We start from the raw sequence: 14,389 nt of genomic DNA, 5'->3' as shown, positions 1-14,389 counted from the left end.
TTAAAAGGGTGATACAAAATTAGCGAAATTTTCTGCAATTTTATCCTTTTCAGAAATAATTGGCATTTTAATTTGCCAATCTATATTTAACGTGCTATCGTTCCATAAAATTGCTTTTTCAGAGGCTTTATTATAATAATCTGAACATTTATAACTAAATATAGTATTGTCTTCGAGTACAGAAAAACCATGAGCAAATCCTTTAGGTACATATAGTTGTGTCTTGTTTTTGCTTGATAATATTTGCTTAAAATGTTGTCCATAAGTCTGTGAATCTTTTCTTAAGTCTACAACAACATCTAAAACACTTCCTGTAATGACACGAACGAGTTTAGATTGTGCAAATGGCGGAACTTGAAAATGTAAACCTCTAAGTACTCCTTTATGCGATAGAGATTCATTGTCTTGTACAAATTCATCAGTAACTAAATTTTCCAGATTTCTTTTGTTGTAACTTTCTGAAAAGTAACCTCTGTCATCTGTAAAAACATTAGGTGTAATAATTAATAAATCTTTGATAAATGTTTTTTCAATCTTCATAAGTATAGTGCGACTTCTAAAATTTAAGGTTTATTCTTTTTTAAATAGAGTGTTGTTTTTAATTCTAAGTAAGGAATAATGTTGCGTTAAAGATACTAAATAACTTCTAGCAATATCTTAGAAATTGGTCTTGCCTTATTTATTATCATTGAATGGGTACCTCCTTTTATAACTTTACAACCTTTGACATGTTTAATGGGAAAAACACTATCATTATTACCATGAATATGAATTATATTGGGTAATGGTATTTCCTGAGACCAGTTTAATACGTTATGAATTGCCCAAGGAAGATAATTGTCATCTCGCATGGAAAGGTATTTTTTATAGAGTTCTGCACGTTTTTTTATAGTATCACCAAAGGCATACTTTGCTAAGCTTTCAATATTGGTTACTGCCTTTACAGGAAAGAGTTTGTATGCTTTTGTAATTTTAGCTAACTTTAAACGTTTCGGAATTTCATCTCTACATTTTACACTTGAAATAATAATAACTTTTTCTGTGGTAATAAGTTTACTCATTTCTTGAACAACAACACCACCAAAAGATACTCCAAGTAAAATAGGGTTTTTATGTGTAATTCGATCACACATTCTTTTTGCATAATGTTGAATATTTTCTTCTTTCGTATCAGGTATTAACCAATCTAAATGATGAATTTCATACTGTTCAATAGGTAGTTTTATGTATTCAAATATCTCTGGACTAGCCGCTAAACCTGGTACAAAATAGAGGTGCTTTTTATTTGTCATGCTACAAAATCAGGTTGTTTTACAAAATCAAATTTAACAATTCCGTCTTCATCAATTTCTCTTAATTTAATAGGATGTAGGGTATTTACAAATTCAGGATTCCATGGTGTTTTTACCTTAACGTAATTTTCAGTAAAACCATGAATATAACCTTCTTTGTTTTCATTTTCAAACAATACTGTCAATTCATTCCCTAATTGACTTTCATAAAAGGCTCTGCGTTTTTTAACGGATAAACCTCTCAGCATTTTGCTACGTTTATGGCGTACATTTTTTGGGACAACTTGATCCATTAAAACAGCTTCCGTATTTGGACGTTCTGAGTACGTAAAAACGTGTAAATAGGATATGTCTAGTTCATTTAAATAATTATATGTTTCTAAAAAATGGGCATCGGTTTCTCCAGGAAAGCCTACAATAACATCAACTCCAATACAGGCGTTGGGCATCGTTTCTTTTATTTGCTGAACTCTATTTGTATACGTAGTACTTAAATAACGACGTTTCATTCTTTTCAATAAATCATCGCTACCACTTTGTAAGGGGATATGAAAGTGAGGCACAAAAGTTTTTGAATTTGCTACAAAGTCAATTGTTTTGTCTTTTAGCAAATTAGGCTCAATTGAAGAAATACGTAAACGATGTATACCTTCAACATTTTCTAAGGCTTGCACTAGTTCAAAAAAGGTATGTTCGTGTTTTTTGTTACCAAATTCACCTTTACCATAATCACCAATATTAACACCTGTCAATACAATTTCTTTAATACCACGTTCAGAAATTTCTTTTGCATTTTGCAAAACATTTTCTAAGGTATCACTTCTAGAAATACCGCGAGCTAAAGGAATAGTACAATAGGTACATTTATAGTCGCAACCATCTTGAACTTTTAAAAAGGCACGTGTTCTATCACCAATAGAGTAGGAGCCTTCATAGAAATTAGCATCTGAAATTTCACATGAATGCACTTCTCCTTTGTCATTTTTTGACAGATCATTGATATAATCGGTAACATTGAATTTTTCAGTAGCACCCAAAACCAAATCAACCCCATCAACTTTTGCTAGTTCCTCAGGTTTTAATTGGGCATAACATCCAATAGCAATTAGAAAAGCCTTATCATTCTGTTTTAGAGCTGATTTTACGATAGTTTTAAATCGTTTATCTGCGTTATCAGTCACTGAACAGGTATTAATGACATAGATATCTGCTTTTTCGTTAAAGTCTACCCGTGTAAAGCCTTTATCTTGAAAACCTCGAGCAATTGTTGAGGTTTCAGAAAAATTTAGTTTACATCCGAGTGTATAAAAAGCGACTTTTTGTTGTATTGGCATACCATTACTTTGATAAAATGCAAAAGTACAAAAAGTTTAATAGTGTGTTTCTTTTAATGATAGAAAACTCAGCTTGGTTTTTGTAGCAATCATTTTATCTCATGTATATTTAAACGAGTTACGTTTATTGATATACACGTACATAATCAATTTCCATGGTTGATGTAGCAAAATCGGGATCAATAGTACCTCCTAAATTACCGCCTACAGCAACATTTAAAATAATAAACTGTTTGTCTGTAAATGGCCATGTCTGATTGTTTTTTGTACTTGGATTATAGGTGTAATATTCTACATCATCCAATAAAAAAGTAATACTTTCTTCTGTCCAAACCATTGAGTAGATATGAAACTCAGTAGTTTCATTCGTTATCGTGTTTGCTTTATAATTAACTGTTGCTCCTGAGCTAGAAGCGGTGTGTAGAGCACTTGAAATATGTCCCGGATTATTTCCTACATATTCCATAATATCAATTTCACCACAAGTAGGCCAGCCCACTGTATTTATATTGGCTCCAAGCATCCAAATTGCAGGCCATAGACCACCACCAGCAGGGAGTTTAGCTTTAACATCAACTCTTCCATAGGTGAATTCAAATTTATCTTGACTTAGTAATCTGGCAGAGGTATATTGAAAACCTTCATAAGATTCCTTTTTCGCTGTAATTTTTAAAAGTCCGTTTTCAACTTTAGCATTATCTAAGCGATTGGTATAGTATTCAGATTCACTATTTCCCCAACCATTATCACCATTACCAATATTATAGCCCCAATTAGAACCATTTGGAGCACCATCTTGGTCAAACTCATCTTGCCATACTAAGGCTAGCACATCATTTACATAGACTTTAAAGGTAGAGGTTGTACTCGTAAATCCGCTAGCGTTGTAAGCAGAAACTATAATAGTATGGTCATTCGTTCCTTTTTTAGTAAAGGTATAACTAAATGTGTTTTCAGTTAAATCTAAGGTTTCATTATTTATCAATACTTTATAAGAAGTCGCATTTGTAGCATTAATAGTAAAGTTTACGATTCCACTACCATCTCCATTTGGATTTTCATTATCTACTCCAGCTACATTTTCAATAATTGAAAGGTTAGATGGCTTTGTAGTTGCAGGTTCTTCGTTATCACTGTCACCGCTGCATGATACTATTGCTATTGATAAGAATACGAACAATAATGATTTTATGTTATACATGGAATTTTATTTTTTTATTTTAAATTCTAAATAGTTTAAAACAAAGCCGCCTTTGTCAAAAACTACTTTAATTTTATTTTCTCCTTTTGCTAATTTTATATCCTTTAAAGTTACGATCTTATAAATTGCACTTTTGTCAGTTGTATTCGTAAGTGTTAATGGTTTTAAGATGTGCTTTTTTTCATTTTCTAAATGAATTATAGCTTCTTCAATAGAACTTGAATATCGAATTAATATGTCATAAGAACCTCCCTTTAGAGCGTTAACAGTATAGTGTAACCATTCTCCATCCTGAATGTCAAAAACCTCATATCCATTTGAATTATCATCTTTACAAAGTTGAATATCAACACCATCATTCCGCATTTTTTTTCCTTTATTCCATGGACCTTGAATTCCGGTATTTGTTTTATAATTAATAAAATCTTCATCTTTATATGCATAACCGTTAGTTCCCAAATCATATTCCGTAGCATATACAATCCCAGGAACAGTATGTTTTTTAAAAGGAATCGTAGTGTTTGTCTTTACTTGTCTGAACATGGCGTCAATTACATCGGGTTTAATAGTAACATTTTCCATATTATAATTTTCAGCTAATTGCATTAAAGCATTAAAAGCAAAGGTCTCAGAAGGTTTTTCACCTCCATCTTTCCAATAATCTTTGATAGTTTCAAAATCAGGATTCATAGTAACAGAAGTCACACCAGCTATATTATCTACTTTTTTCATAGGCCAAAATGCCCAACCAATATTATTTTTTTCTACCAAGCTAATGGCATCTTTAAACCATACATTAGAATTTTCTCCACTTTCACCAAGCCAAATAGGAATGTTGTACTGGGTTCGGTAATCTAACATTTGTTGAATAGATTCTATGGTGTTATAATTCCAGTATTTATGAAAGCTTAGTACCATGTTATTATCCCAAACAGGCAAAACACCTTTGTAATTATTTCCCCAACAATTGCCTTCGATAAAAATTATATGATTGTTATCAACTTCTCTGATTGCTTTTGTAGTAGCAATCATTAACTCTCTTAAAGGAGCATTTGATGTTTCGTCACAGCCATTTTTATTTTCACCTGTAAATCCCCAATTAGGCTCATTTATAATATCATAACCTGCAATCCATTGTTCGTCTTTGTAGCGATTGGCTAATTTTCGCCATAATGCAATCATTTTTTTTTGGTTTGCTTCACTTTCCCAAAGTGAAGGTTTTGAAGGGTCGTAATCGGAAATATTCGCATCTTTACCTTGACCTCCAGGAGCGGCATGTAAATCTAAAATTAGATATATTTTATTTTCTTTACACCATTCGAGTACATCATCAGTCATCTTAAAACCTTTCTCTATCCACGTAATTTCATCAGTTGTTTCATCTTCAATAGCAGGTGTGTATAAGTTATAATGCATAGGTAACCTAATGGAGTTAAACCCCCAAGCCGCAAGTGAATCGATATCTCTTTTAGTAATACCATTTGTTAAATAGGAATCGTAAAATGTCTTTGTCTTTTGTTCACCAATAAGATCAATAATTTTTTCTTTGATAATATGTTGCGGGCCGGCAAACGCTCCAGTTTGCAACATATAACCTTCTTGTACCATCCATCCCCCAAGACCTAAACCTCTTAGTAATATGTTGTTTCCATCTTTATCAACAATGTTTTGTCCATCTTGATGCAGAAAGTTTTGAGATGTAGCAAGATGAAACATTGCTAAAAATAAAATTAAGACTAAGTTTTTCATAATATAAATTAGATTAAAATTTAATTATTACCAGACAAAGGTTCCCACAGAACCAGCATCTAGTGCTGCAATAGACCATTTGTCTTTGTACTTAATTGTAAATACCTGGTTGGTAGTACCATCATTTTCTACAATTAATACTATTTTTCCATCAGGAGTTTTAAAAGCAACATTATTTAAATCTTCAGTAATATTACTTTCAATTCTAGTAGAGCCTTGCGGAACAAATTTAGATGCATGTGCAACAATATAATAACCTACATTCCTAGTTATATTTCCGCTAGAGCTTATGGTTACTGCTCCTTTACAGGTAGTACAACCACCATCGGTATGGGGTTCGAAAGAAGTGTTATTAGCAAGGTTCCATTCTAATGCAGTTTTGCTCCAATTTCTCATAGAACCAATAATTACATTTTTTAAATGCCATTTTAAATCTCCTTTAAATTCTCCAGTAGAGGCAGTGTATTGTTCTGTGAAATACACATTTTTATCGGAATGGGCATTGTGAAATGTAGTTAAGGCATTAATATCACCAGCATATAAATGAAATGCAGCACCATCTATAAAAGGTTTAGCATCAGCATCATTAAGTACGGTTATTGGATATTCTGGTTGGTCACAATTATGATCATAGGCAACTATTTTAGTTGTAATGTTAGCAGCCTTAAAAGCTGGCCCCAAATTGTTTTTTATAAAATTGATTTGTTCTGATGCAGTCATTAATAAGCTAGGTACATTTCCAGGATGCAATGGTTCATTTTGTGGCGTTATGGCATCTATAATAATACCCTCTGCATTCATAGCTTGAATATATTTTACAAAATAATTGGCATATACTTCATAGTATTTCGTTTGTAAACTGCCACCTTTAAAGCTATCATTATCTTTCATCCATACTGGAGGCGACCAAGGAGTTGCCATAATTTTGATGTTTGGATTGATTTTTAAAATTTCTTTCAATAGAGGAATTACACCACTTACATCAGCATCTAAACTAAAGTTATCTAAGTTTAAATCTGTTTTACCACTTTCCAAATCATTATAGCTGTAAGGAGCAGGATCTAAATCAGAAGCACCAATACTTAATCGGATATAATTAATGGATATATCGTTATTACCATTGCCAAATAATTCTTGTAATAATTCGGCTTTCTTTTCTGATGATAATTCATTTATTACCATTGCACTACCGCCGGTTAATGTAAAGCCAAACCCATCTATCGTTTGAAATGTTTGTCCTTCGTTTATTTCAATTTGAGGATAATTATTTGCTTTAGTTCCAAAACTTAAAACCGTTTCTTGTTGACTCAAAAGTACACTACGATCTCCTTTTGTTAACCAAAAATCAATATCGCTTGTTAATATAGGCTCTTCGGGTTCATCAATAGGTTCTTTATCACTAGAAGAACTACAGTTGGCGAGCAATCCTACTAAAAGTAGAACCGATAGATTCTTAAGTATTGTTTTTAAAGGTTTTAAAATGATTTGTTTCATTTTCAATGACTTTTTTATTTAGTAAAGTAATGTTTGCATGGCATGAGGTGGAATTTTAACCACTGTTTTTTCTTGAGCCACAAATAAGTTGTAGCTAATAGTTTTGTCACTTTTGTTCATTACAACGGTAACTATTTTATCATCATCATTTAGAAAGGATGTACTAATTAATACACTTCGACTTACTGCAGTGCTAACTCTTTTAGCTTCAGGGCGAATAAATTTTGAAAAATGACCAATATAATAGTAAGAAGGTGTGTAAATAAGTTGGCCGGTAGTTGTATCAGCATGGATAGGAGCGAAGCAAAAATTACCAACATGGTTAGGACCACCATTCTGATCTAATAAAATATTCCAATCAGTCCAACCTACAGTACCGTTATTAAAATCGTTAATCATAGAATTTCCATAACGTTCAGCATTAGGCCAATATTGATATTTAGTAGCATCAAAATTTTCATTACAGCCTTCGGTGAATAATAATTTTTTATCAGGAAAGGATTCATTAACAGCTTTTAGGTTGTCAAACATTGGGTCGCCCCCTGTCCAGGTTTCATACCAATGAAAACCCGTTCCCCAAACGTATTTAGAAGCTTCTGGGTCAGAAAGAATTACGTTGGCTCTATTGGTTATTAAATCTCTATTATGATCCCATATTACAATATTTTTATCACCTAAACCTTCTGTTTCCATAGTCGGGCCTAAATAATTCTTTAAAAAATCACGTTCCGCTTCTGCTGAATAGATACATGATTCCCAGGTTTGAGTTGCCATAGGTTCATTTTGGATGGTAATCCCCCAAATTGGCATACCTTCTTTTTCATAAGCTTTAATAAATTTAGTGTAATAAGTGGCCCAACTTTGATAATAGTTGGGGAGTAACGTACCTCCCTTTAGCATACTCTTATTACTTTTCATAAAAGCCGGTGGACTCCAAGGAGAAGCATAGGTCAATAATTTACCGCCAGCTGTTTCAATAGCTCTTTTCATCATGGGGATGCGATATTTCATATCATGTTCAATTGAAAAAGTTGTAAGAGCAGAATCTCCTTCTTTTATATAGGTATGGCTTCCAGAACCGAAATCAGAACTATGAATACTAGTTCTTAATAAGGAATAACCAATTCCATCTTCTTTACTGTAATAAGCTTTTAATAATTCTTTTTGCTTATCAGCACTTAGTTGAGCGAAAGTTTCAGCACTGGCATCAGTTATTGCACCTCCGATACCGATAAAGGTTTGAAATGTTTTATTAGGGTTAACAAACACAGAAATTTCAGTTTCTAAAGGTTGTTCTGCATGTTGGAAAGTAAGGCTATCTGTTTTGGTAAGACGCAAATTGGTATTATCTGCTGTAGTGTAAACTACGATAGTTTTATCTTTTGTACTGAATTTTTTAGTATTTATACTTTCTTGTGGAGTGTCTATCTTAGTATCTGCTTTGTCATTACAAGAAAATAATGCGAAGCATAAACAGGGGATATAAAGGTGTTTTAGTTTCATTTCTTAAATACTTTAAATTAAAAAAAGGCAAAAATTGGATTTGTTAAAATCGAAAATAGCCCGCAATCTTTAGAACTACGGGCTATAATCTTTACTAACTCAAATAAATATTTGTTTTATGTCAATTGTTAGACTTCTATATGTTTTAAGAATAACAAGAGTTTATAAATTGGTTAGGCTTTAATCCTCTGAGGTTAATATACAATACCAAGCATTTCCGTCTGCTCCAATAGTTCTTATTGTCATTTCTGTTTCAGAACGCTCCATGATTTTATAAGCATGAGTGCCTCCTACATAGAAGCCGTGGAAACCTTTACCATTGAAGGTTAATGTTTCTTGATCGCTAGGAGCCGATAATTCCCAACTACTAGAAAAATCATCTACAGGATAATTTTCGTACTCATTATCTGAATTTGCAGTCCATGAAGTTCCGAAATCAGCATCTAAAGGAGAAGCTTGTCCGTAAATATCTCCATTGGTAACGTAGTTGTATGTACCATCAGATTTGAAAGTAATTCTATCATCATAAGTACCTTTACCAGCCTTATCATTTGGATTAGCTGACCACCAAGCCGCAGAAGTTTCTCCAGCAGAGCCAAGACCAAAATGACCTGCAGATTCTGCTTTTATTCTCCACGTTTTTTCTGAATCACCATATAACATTTCCAATAAATCTTCAGGTGCTACATATAGTACTAAAACTTCAACCGTAATAGTTTCTGTAGCACTATCTCCTCCGGCACCGTAGGCCACAACAGTTACATCATAGCTTTTGACACCAGTTGATGAAAAAGTCATCGTCGCTTCACCTGCAGGAGCCATCGTTTCTTTACCGTCATAAATATATTTATAAGTAATAACGTCAGATGCTGATGCTGTAAAGTTTACAATTCCTTTACCATCACCATTTGGATTAGCTGCATCTTGTCCAACAATTGTAGCGGTAATTTCTAAATTTGATGGAGCCGTCCCTAATCCGTTGCCACTCCCAAAATCATCGGGTTGGCAAGCTACAATAGTTCCCAAGCCTATTAATCCTATAAAAAGGTATAGGTAGTTGTTAAATTTTATTTTTAAGTTCATAAGATTTTATTTAAAGTTTAGTAGTTTGGATTTTGTTCAATTATCGTATTTTCCATTTCTTTTAAAGGAATTGGAAAAATTTCGTTCTTACCTGCTGTAAATCCTCTATCCGCTAACGCCGATGCAGCTTTTCCTGTTCTGACTAAGTCAAAAAATCGATGACCTTCACCCGCTAATTCCAATCTACGTTCTTTTGCAATAGCATCTAAAGAAACTGGAATTGATGATAAGCCTACTCTTGCTCTTACAGCATCTAATAAGGCTTGTGCTCTTGCACCAGAACCTCCTAAAGCTTCAGCTTCCATTAAATAAGTGTCAGCTAAACGGATGGCATAAACATTTTGTCTGTAGTTTAAGATGGGTTCACCACCACCAGTGGTTACTTCAGAGTTTAAAGGCATAAATTTGTTCAAGAAATATCCTGTGTCTTTATACCCAGGAATATAATCTATTTGCCCTGCTGCTTTTAAAGCTTTAAAATCAGCAATAGTTGCCTCAAATCTTGGGTCATCTTTCAAAACATCATATAAGTCTAAGGTAACGGTGTTAAAACTCCAACCAGATGCATAATCTGGGGCAGTTGAACCACTTGGTCTTGAAATACTTCTTGGAGCAACCATAGTGTTTATAGTGTTTCCATCGTTTCTTCCATCTCCCCATTCACCCCAGCCAACATTGGCTTTATCCGTACTTGCAACTTCAATAATAGCCTCCGAGTTGAATTTGTTTTCAATATTCCATAAGTCAGCGAAATTATCGACTAATTTATATCCATACGTACTAGTTCCACCAGGTGTTCCATTTACTTCTGCAAATTCAGTTGCGGCTTCGGTATTTTTACCTTGATACAAATATACTTTACCTAATAATGCTTGTGCGGAACCTTTGGTAAGTCGCCCAGCTTCTGTGGTTACATCTGTCAAGTTGTTTGGTAAACCAGTTTTAGCATCTACTAAATCTTGTTCAATTTGTGCATAAACGGCTTCAGGTGCTACCTGCGGCACATTATAGATGTCAGCAGTAGGAATTCTTTCTAAAATTAATGGTATATTTTTAAACATACGTACCAATTGAAAATAATAATAAGCTCTCAACGTTTTTGTCTCGGCAGTATAACGTACTCTATTGGCATCAGTTATAGGTGCTTCTGGTAGTTGTGTAAGTAAAACGTTAGCTCTAAAAATTCCTTGATAATAAGTGCTCCAAAAACTACTAGGAATCGTAGATTCACTAATAGAATAATCTGAAAAGGACTGTATACCGGTTCCATCAGTAGCACCCCCACCTCCTGCGTAATAATCATCAGAACCAGCATTCATCATGGTGATCATATTTTCGAAGGTACTTGATTCTTTTCCCAAGATATCGTAGACGGCAATAACACCCGAATAAACTTCTGCATCATTGGCGTAATAATTGTCTTCTAAAGGTACATCACCTTTAGGATCTAGTTCAATGAAATCCTTATTACAAGAGATACCTAAAAGCGATATCATCAATAGCCCAACTATAATTTTTATATTTTTTAGTTTCATAATTTTATTTTTTAAAATTGAACATTTATACCCAACATTCCAGTTTTGGCTTGAGGATAATAACCTCTATCAATACCTAATACGTTACCTCCAATTTCTGGATCAAAGCCACTGTATTTTGTAAAAGTGAATAAATTTTCTCCAGTTATGTATAATCTAATTTTAGATAAACCTATTTTATCAATAATAGAATTTGGCAACGTATAACCCAATTGAATGGTTTTAAATCTCAAATAATCCCCATCTTCTAAATAGAAATCAGAAGGGTTGTTAAAATTCAAATTAGTGTCATTTGTAGTTAATCTCGGATAAGAATTAGAAGTACCTTCTCCAGTCCATCTATTTAATGCATTAGTTTGGTAATTGGCACTACCAATATCTAAACGTCTTAACGCTTGATAAATTTGGTTGCCAGCCGCACCTTGTGCAAATGCCATAAAATCGAAATTTTTATAGGAAAGATTTACAGTAAATCCGAAAGTGAAATCAGGTAATGGATTTCCAATAAAAGTTCTGTCATCAGAAGTTATAGTTCCTTCTCCATCAACATTAACATATCTAAAATCACCAGGTACAGCATTCGGTTGAATTAAACTTCCATCAGTATTGGTATACGCATCTATTTCAGCTTGATTTTGGAAGATACCATCCGTTTTGAATCCATAAAAAGAACTGTAAGGTTGTCCAATTTGTGTTCTTGTAATAGGATAAGTACTAGACTGAATACTTTCGCCTCCGGTTAAAAAGTCAACACCGTTACCTAAATAAGTAACCTCATTTTTTACATAACCGATATTTGCATTTGCAGAAACTTTAAAATCTTCAAATGTTTTAGAATAACCTAATTCTAAATCTACCCCTTTATTATCCATGTCAGCTACATTCCCCCATGGATTTCCAGTGGTGCCAATATAACCTGGTAATACAATTTGTTGTAATATTCCGGTTGTTTTTTTATTATAATAATCAAAAGTAAAACTAAAATATTGAAAGAATCTAGCGTCAAAACCTATATTAAGTTGACTAGTTTCTTCCCATTTTAAATCAGGGTTTGATGGTGCATTTGGACTATTACCAGCTACTACAGAACCGGCTGTGCCAATTGGGTAATTACGACCACTTCCTATGGTTGCTAAATATAAAAAATTATCACTTGAATCATTACCAACAACACCGTATCCACCTCTAATTTTCAATTGATTTACTACATTGTTTTCAGGCCAAAAATCTTCTAAAACAGGATTCCACCCAGCTGAAAATGACGGGAAATAACCAAATTTATTATTATCACCAAATTTTGTAGAACCATCTCTTCGAACAATTCCAGTAAACATATATTTTTCCTTGTAATTATAATTTAATCTACCAAATAGTGAATACACGGTGTGTGAATAATCATCTACAGCGTAAGCCGTGATTTTATCAGCAGGATGACCGGAAATAAATGCAGCTTCTCTGTAATCATTAGTAGGAATATCGTAATAGGTAACAGAACTTTTACCTGTAATTCCATCAACATAAGTACCCTGACCTAGTAATGCCGTAAAATTATGATCACCTATGGATTTATCATAAGAAACAGTATTTTCTATGTTCCATGCAAAACCTCTATTCGTTTGTTTATTGATGTTATTTTGACCTACAACAAATGCAGAGTTTAAATAAGACACAGGTGTAAAGTTCTCTTCACCCCAATAGGCTAGCTTAGCACCAACAGTTGATCTAACTTTTAAACCTTCAATGGGTTCTATTTCTACATAAGCATTTCCAACAAAATTATCTGACCATTGATAGTTACCTAACCTAGTTTGTATATATGCCAATGGATTCGCCATTTCTTGACCTACTAAGCTTGAAATGGCATAAGGATCACCATTACTATTTCTAAAAATACCAGCATTTGTATAAGGAGCTTGATTTGCCAAAACAGGATCAGTCTCTACCACTGGCGTTAATGGATCTAAGTTAATAGCAGATGCTAATGGTCCACCATATTCACTATTAGTATTCCCAATTCCAACTACTTTTTCATGAGAATAAGCAGCTGTTTGTCCGAAAGTAATTTTATCCGTAATCTTATGCGTAGAATTCAAACGTATATTTTGTCTAACATAATTTGAAATTTTAGTAGCTACAATACCTTCTTGATCAGTTAAACCAAAGGAAACATAGAAAGTAGATTTGTCATTACCACCACTTAAACTTAATTCGTTACTAGTACGAACGGCTCCATTGTTAAAAATTTCATCTTGCCAATCTGTACCTTCTCCATAAGATTCTGGGTTTGCAAATAAAATGGAACCACCACCTGCTATAGAGGCTTCATTCATTAAAGTTGCATATTGAGTACCATTTAATAAATCTAATTTCCGTGATGGTGATGAAACACCTACATATCCATTGTAATTGACATTCATTTTGCCAGCTTTACCCTTTTTAGTAGTTACCAAAATAACTCCGGTAGCGGCTCTAGAACCATAAATGGCTGCAGAAGCACCATCTTTTAAAACTTCGATAGACTCGATATCGGCCTGATTTAAATAACCAATTCCTCCATTGTCTACTACAACGCCATCAACTACCCACAACGGATTGTTATTATTTAATGTTGTAATACCACGTACTCTTATGGTTGAGGAAGATCCTGGTTGACCAGAATTAGACGCTATAGTAAGACCAGAAGCTCTACCTTGTAATGATTGTTCGACCCTTGTAATAGGTAAGTCTTCTAAATCACTTTGTTTGATACTAGAAATAGCACCGGTTACCACACTTTTCTTTTGTGTACCATAACCCACTACTACAACTTCTTCTAAAGCTTGAGCATCTTCGTTTAGAGTAACGTTAATTTCAGTTCTCCCATTTACGTGTTCTTCAACCGTTGTAAATCCGACGAAGCTAAAAACGAGTACACCTTCAGACGAAACATCGATTTGATAGTTTCCATCAAAATCTGATGTTGTTCCTTGTGTTGTTCCTTTTACTAGAATAGTGGCCCCAGGAACAGGTTCTCCACTACCATCTTTAATTGTACCATTAACGGTAACAGACTGTGCACTTACCATCCATGAAATAAACATAGATAGAAAGAGTAAAACATAATGTTTTCTGAATTTCATATAATTAGTGTTTGAGTTAATAATGATACGAATTTAACCAATATTTAACTTTTTAGTAAATTTATTAATTATACAAAAA

At 33.4% G+C, this 14,389-nt stretch carries 10 protein-coding genes; all 10 read right to left on the bottom strand.

Translation table 11 applies throughout. The features are described from left to right. Window positions 1-540, bottom strand: coding sequence for a dTDP-4-dehydrorhamnose 3,5-epimerase (gene rfbC, locus JBL43_RS13575; protein WP_198841956.1), 540 nt, complete (start codon window positions 538-540; stop codon window positions 1-3). A 95-nt stretch (window positions 541-635) separates the two neighbouring features. After that, window positions 636-1,292 (bottom strand): alpha/beta hydrolase, encoded by a 657-nt coding sequence (locus JBL43_RS13570; protein ID WP_198841955.1) that lies wholly within the window; start codon window positions 1,290-1,292, stop codon window positions 636-638. Then, window positions 1,289-2,626, bottom strand: a complete 1,338-nt coding sequence (gene mtaB / locus JBL43_RS13565) for a tRNA (N(6)-L-threonylcarbamoyladenosine(37)-C(2))-methylthiotransferase MtaB (protein WP_198841954.1) — start codon at window positions 2,624-2,626, stop codon at window positions 1,289-1,291. Before mtaB ends, JBL43_RS13570 begins: the two co-directional genes overlap by 4 nt. 124 nt (window positions 2,627-2,750) lie before the next feature. After that, window positions 2,751-3,827, bottom strand: a complete 1,077-nt coding sequence (locus JBL43_RS13560) for a glycoside hydrolase family 16 protein (RefSeq protein WP_198841953.1) — start codon at window positions 3,825-3,827, stop codon at window positions 2,751-2,753. Between the two features lie 6 nt (window positions 3,828-3,833). Continuing rightward, window positions 3,834-5,576: a cellulase family glycosylhydrolase gene (locus JBL43_RS13555; protein WP_198841952.1), complete on the bottom strand. Its 1,743-nt coding sequence runs from the start codon at window positions 5,574-5,576 to the stop codon at window positions 3,834-3,836. 27 nt (window positions 5,577-5,603) lie between these two features. Next, a complete protein-coding gene (locus JBL43_RS13550; protein ID WP_198841951.1) occupies window positions 5,604-7,070 on the bottom strand; it encodes a glycoside hydrolase family 30 protein in 1,467 nt (488 codons plus the stop codon). An 18-nt stretch (window positions 7,071-7,088) separates the two neighbouring features. Then, window positions 7,089-8,573: a glycoside hydrolase family 30 protein gene (locus tag JBL43_RS13545; protein WP_198841950.1), complete on the bottom strand. Its 1,485-nt coding sequence runs from the start codon at window positions 8,571-8,573 to the stop codon at window positions 7,089-7,091. Between the two features lie 180 nt (window positions 8,574-8,753). Further along, window positions 8,754-9,656 carry a PKD domain-containing protein gene (locus JBL43_RS13540; RefSeq protein WP_198841949.1) on the bottom strand — a complete coding sequence of 301 codons (903 nt, stop codon included), beginning with the start codon at window positions 9,654-9,656 and terminating at the stop codon, window positions 8,754-8,756. Window positions 9,657-9,673: 17 nt separating this feature from the next. After that, complete coding sequence (locus JBL43_RS13535; RefSeq protein WP_198841948.1) at window positions 9,674-11,191, bottom strand: RagB/SusD family nutrient uptake outer membrane protein; 1,518 nt, start codon at window positions 11,189-11,191, stop codon at window positions 9,674-9,676. 11 nt (window positions 11,192-11,202) lie between these two features. Beyond that, the gene (locus tag JBL43_RS13530) at window positions 11,203-14,310 is read right to left on the bottom strand and encodes a SusC/RagA family TonB-linked outer membrane protein (RefSeq protein ID WP_198841947.1); all 3,108 of its coding nucleotides are present in this window, start codon (window positions 14,308-14,310) and stop codon (window positions 11,203-11,205) included. Between the last annotated feature and the right edge of the window lie 79 nt (window positions 14,311-14,389).

This window comes from Aureibaculum flavum (genome assembly GCF_016406085.1).
Taxonomy (GTDB): domain Bacteria; phylum Bacteroidota; class Bacteroidia; order Flavobacteriales; family Flavobacteriaceae; genus Aureibaculum; species Aureibaculum flavum.
This window is presented reverse-complemented; position numbering and strand designations above follow the sequence as displayed.

Bases quoted from the DNA above. Each gene is read 5' to 3' on its own strand.
- JBL43_RS13555 (WP_198841952.1), bottom strand. From the start codon at position 5,576: ATGAAAAACTTAGTCTTAATTTTATTTTTAGCAATGTTTCATCTTGCT.
- mtaB (WP_198841954.1), bottom strand. From the start codon at position 2,626: ATGCCAATACAACAAAAAGTCGCTTTTTATACACTCGGATGTAAACTA.
- JBL43_RS13560 (WP_198841953.1), bottom strand. From the start codon at position 3,827: ATGTATAACATAAAATCATTATTGTTCGTATTCTTATCAATAGCAATA.
- JBL43_RS13550 (WP_198841951.1), bottom strand. From the start codon at position 7,070: ATGAAACAAATCATTTTAAAACCTTTAAAAACAATACTTAAGAATCTA.
- rfbC (WP_198841956.1), bottom strand. From the start codon at position 540: ATGAAGATTGAAAAAACATTTATCAAAGATTTATTAATTATTACACCT.
- JBL43_RS13530 (WP_198841947.1), bottom strand. From the start codon at position 14,310: ATGAAATTCAGAAAACATTATGTTTTACTCTTTCTATCTATGTTTATT.
- JBL43_RS13535 (WP_198841948.1), bottom strand. From the start codon at position 11,191: ATGAAACTAAAAAATATAAAAATTATAGTTGGGCTATTGATGATATCG.
- JBL43_RS13540 (WP_198841949.1), bottom strand. From the start codon at position 9,656: ATGAACTTAAAAATAAAATTTAACAACTACCTATACCTTTTTATAGGA.
- JBL43_RS13570 (WP_198841955.1), bottom strand. From the start codon at position 1,292: ATGACAAATAAAAAGCACCTCTATTTTGTACCAGGTTTAGCGGCTAGT.
- JBL43_RS13545 (WP_198841950.1), bottom strand. From the start codon at position 8,573: ATGAAACTAAAACACCTTTATATCCCCTGTTTATGCTTCGCATTATTT.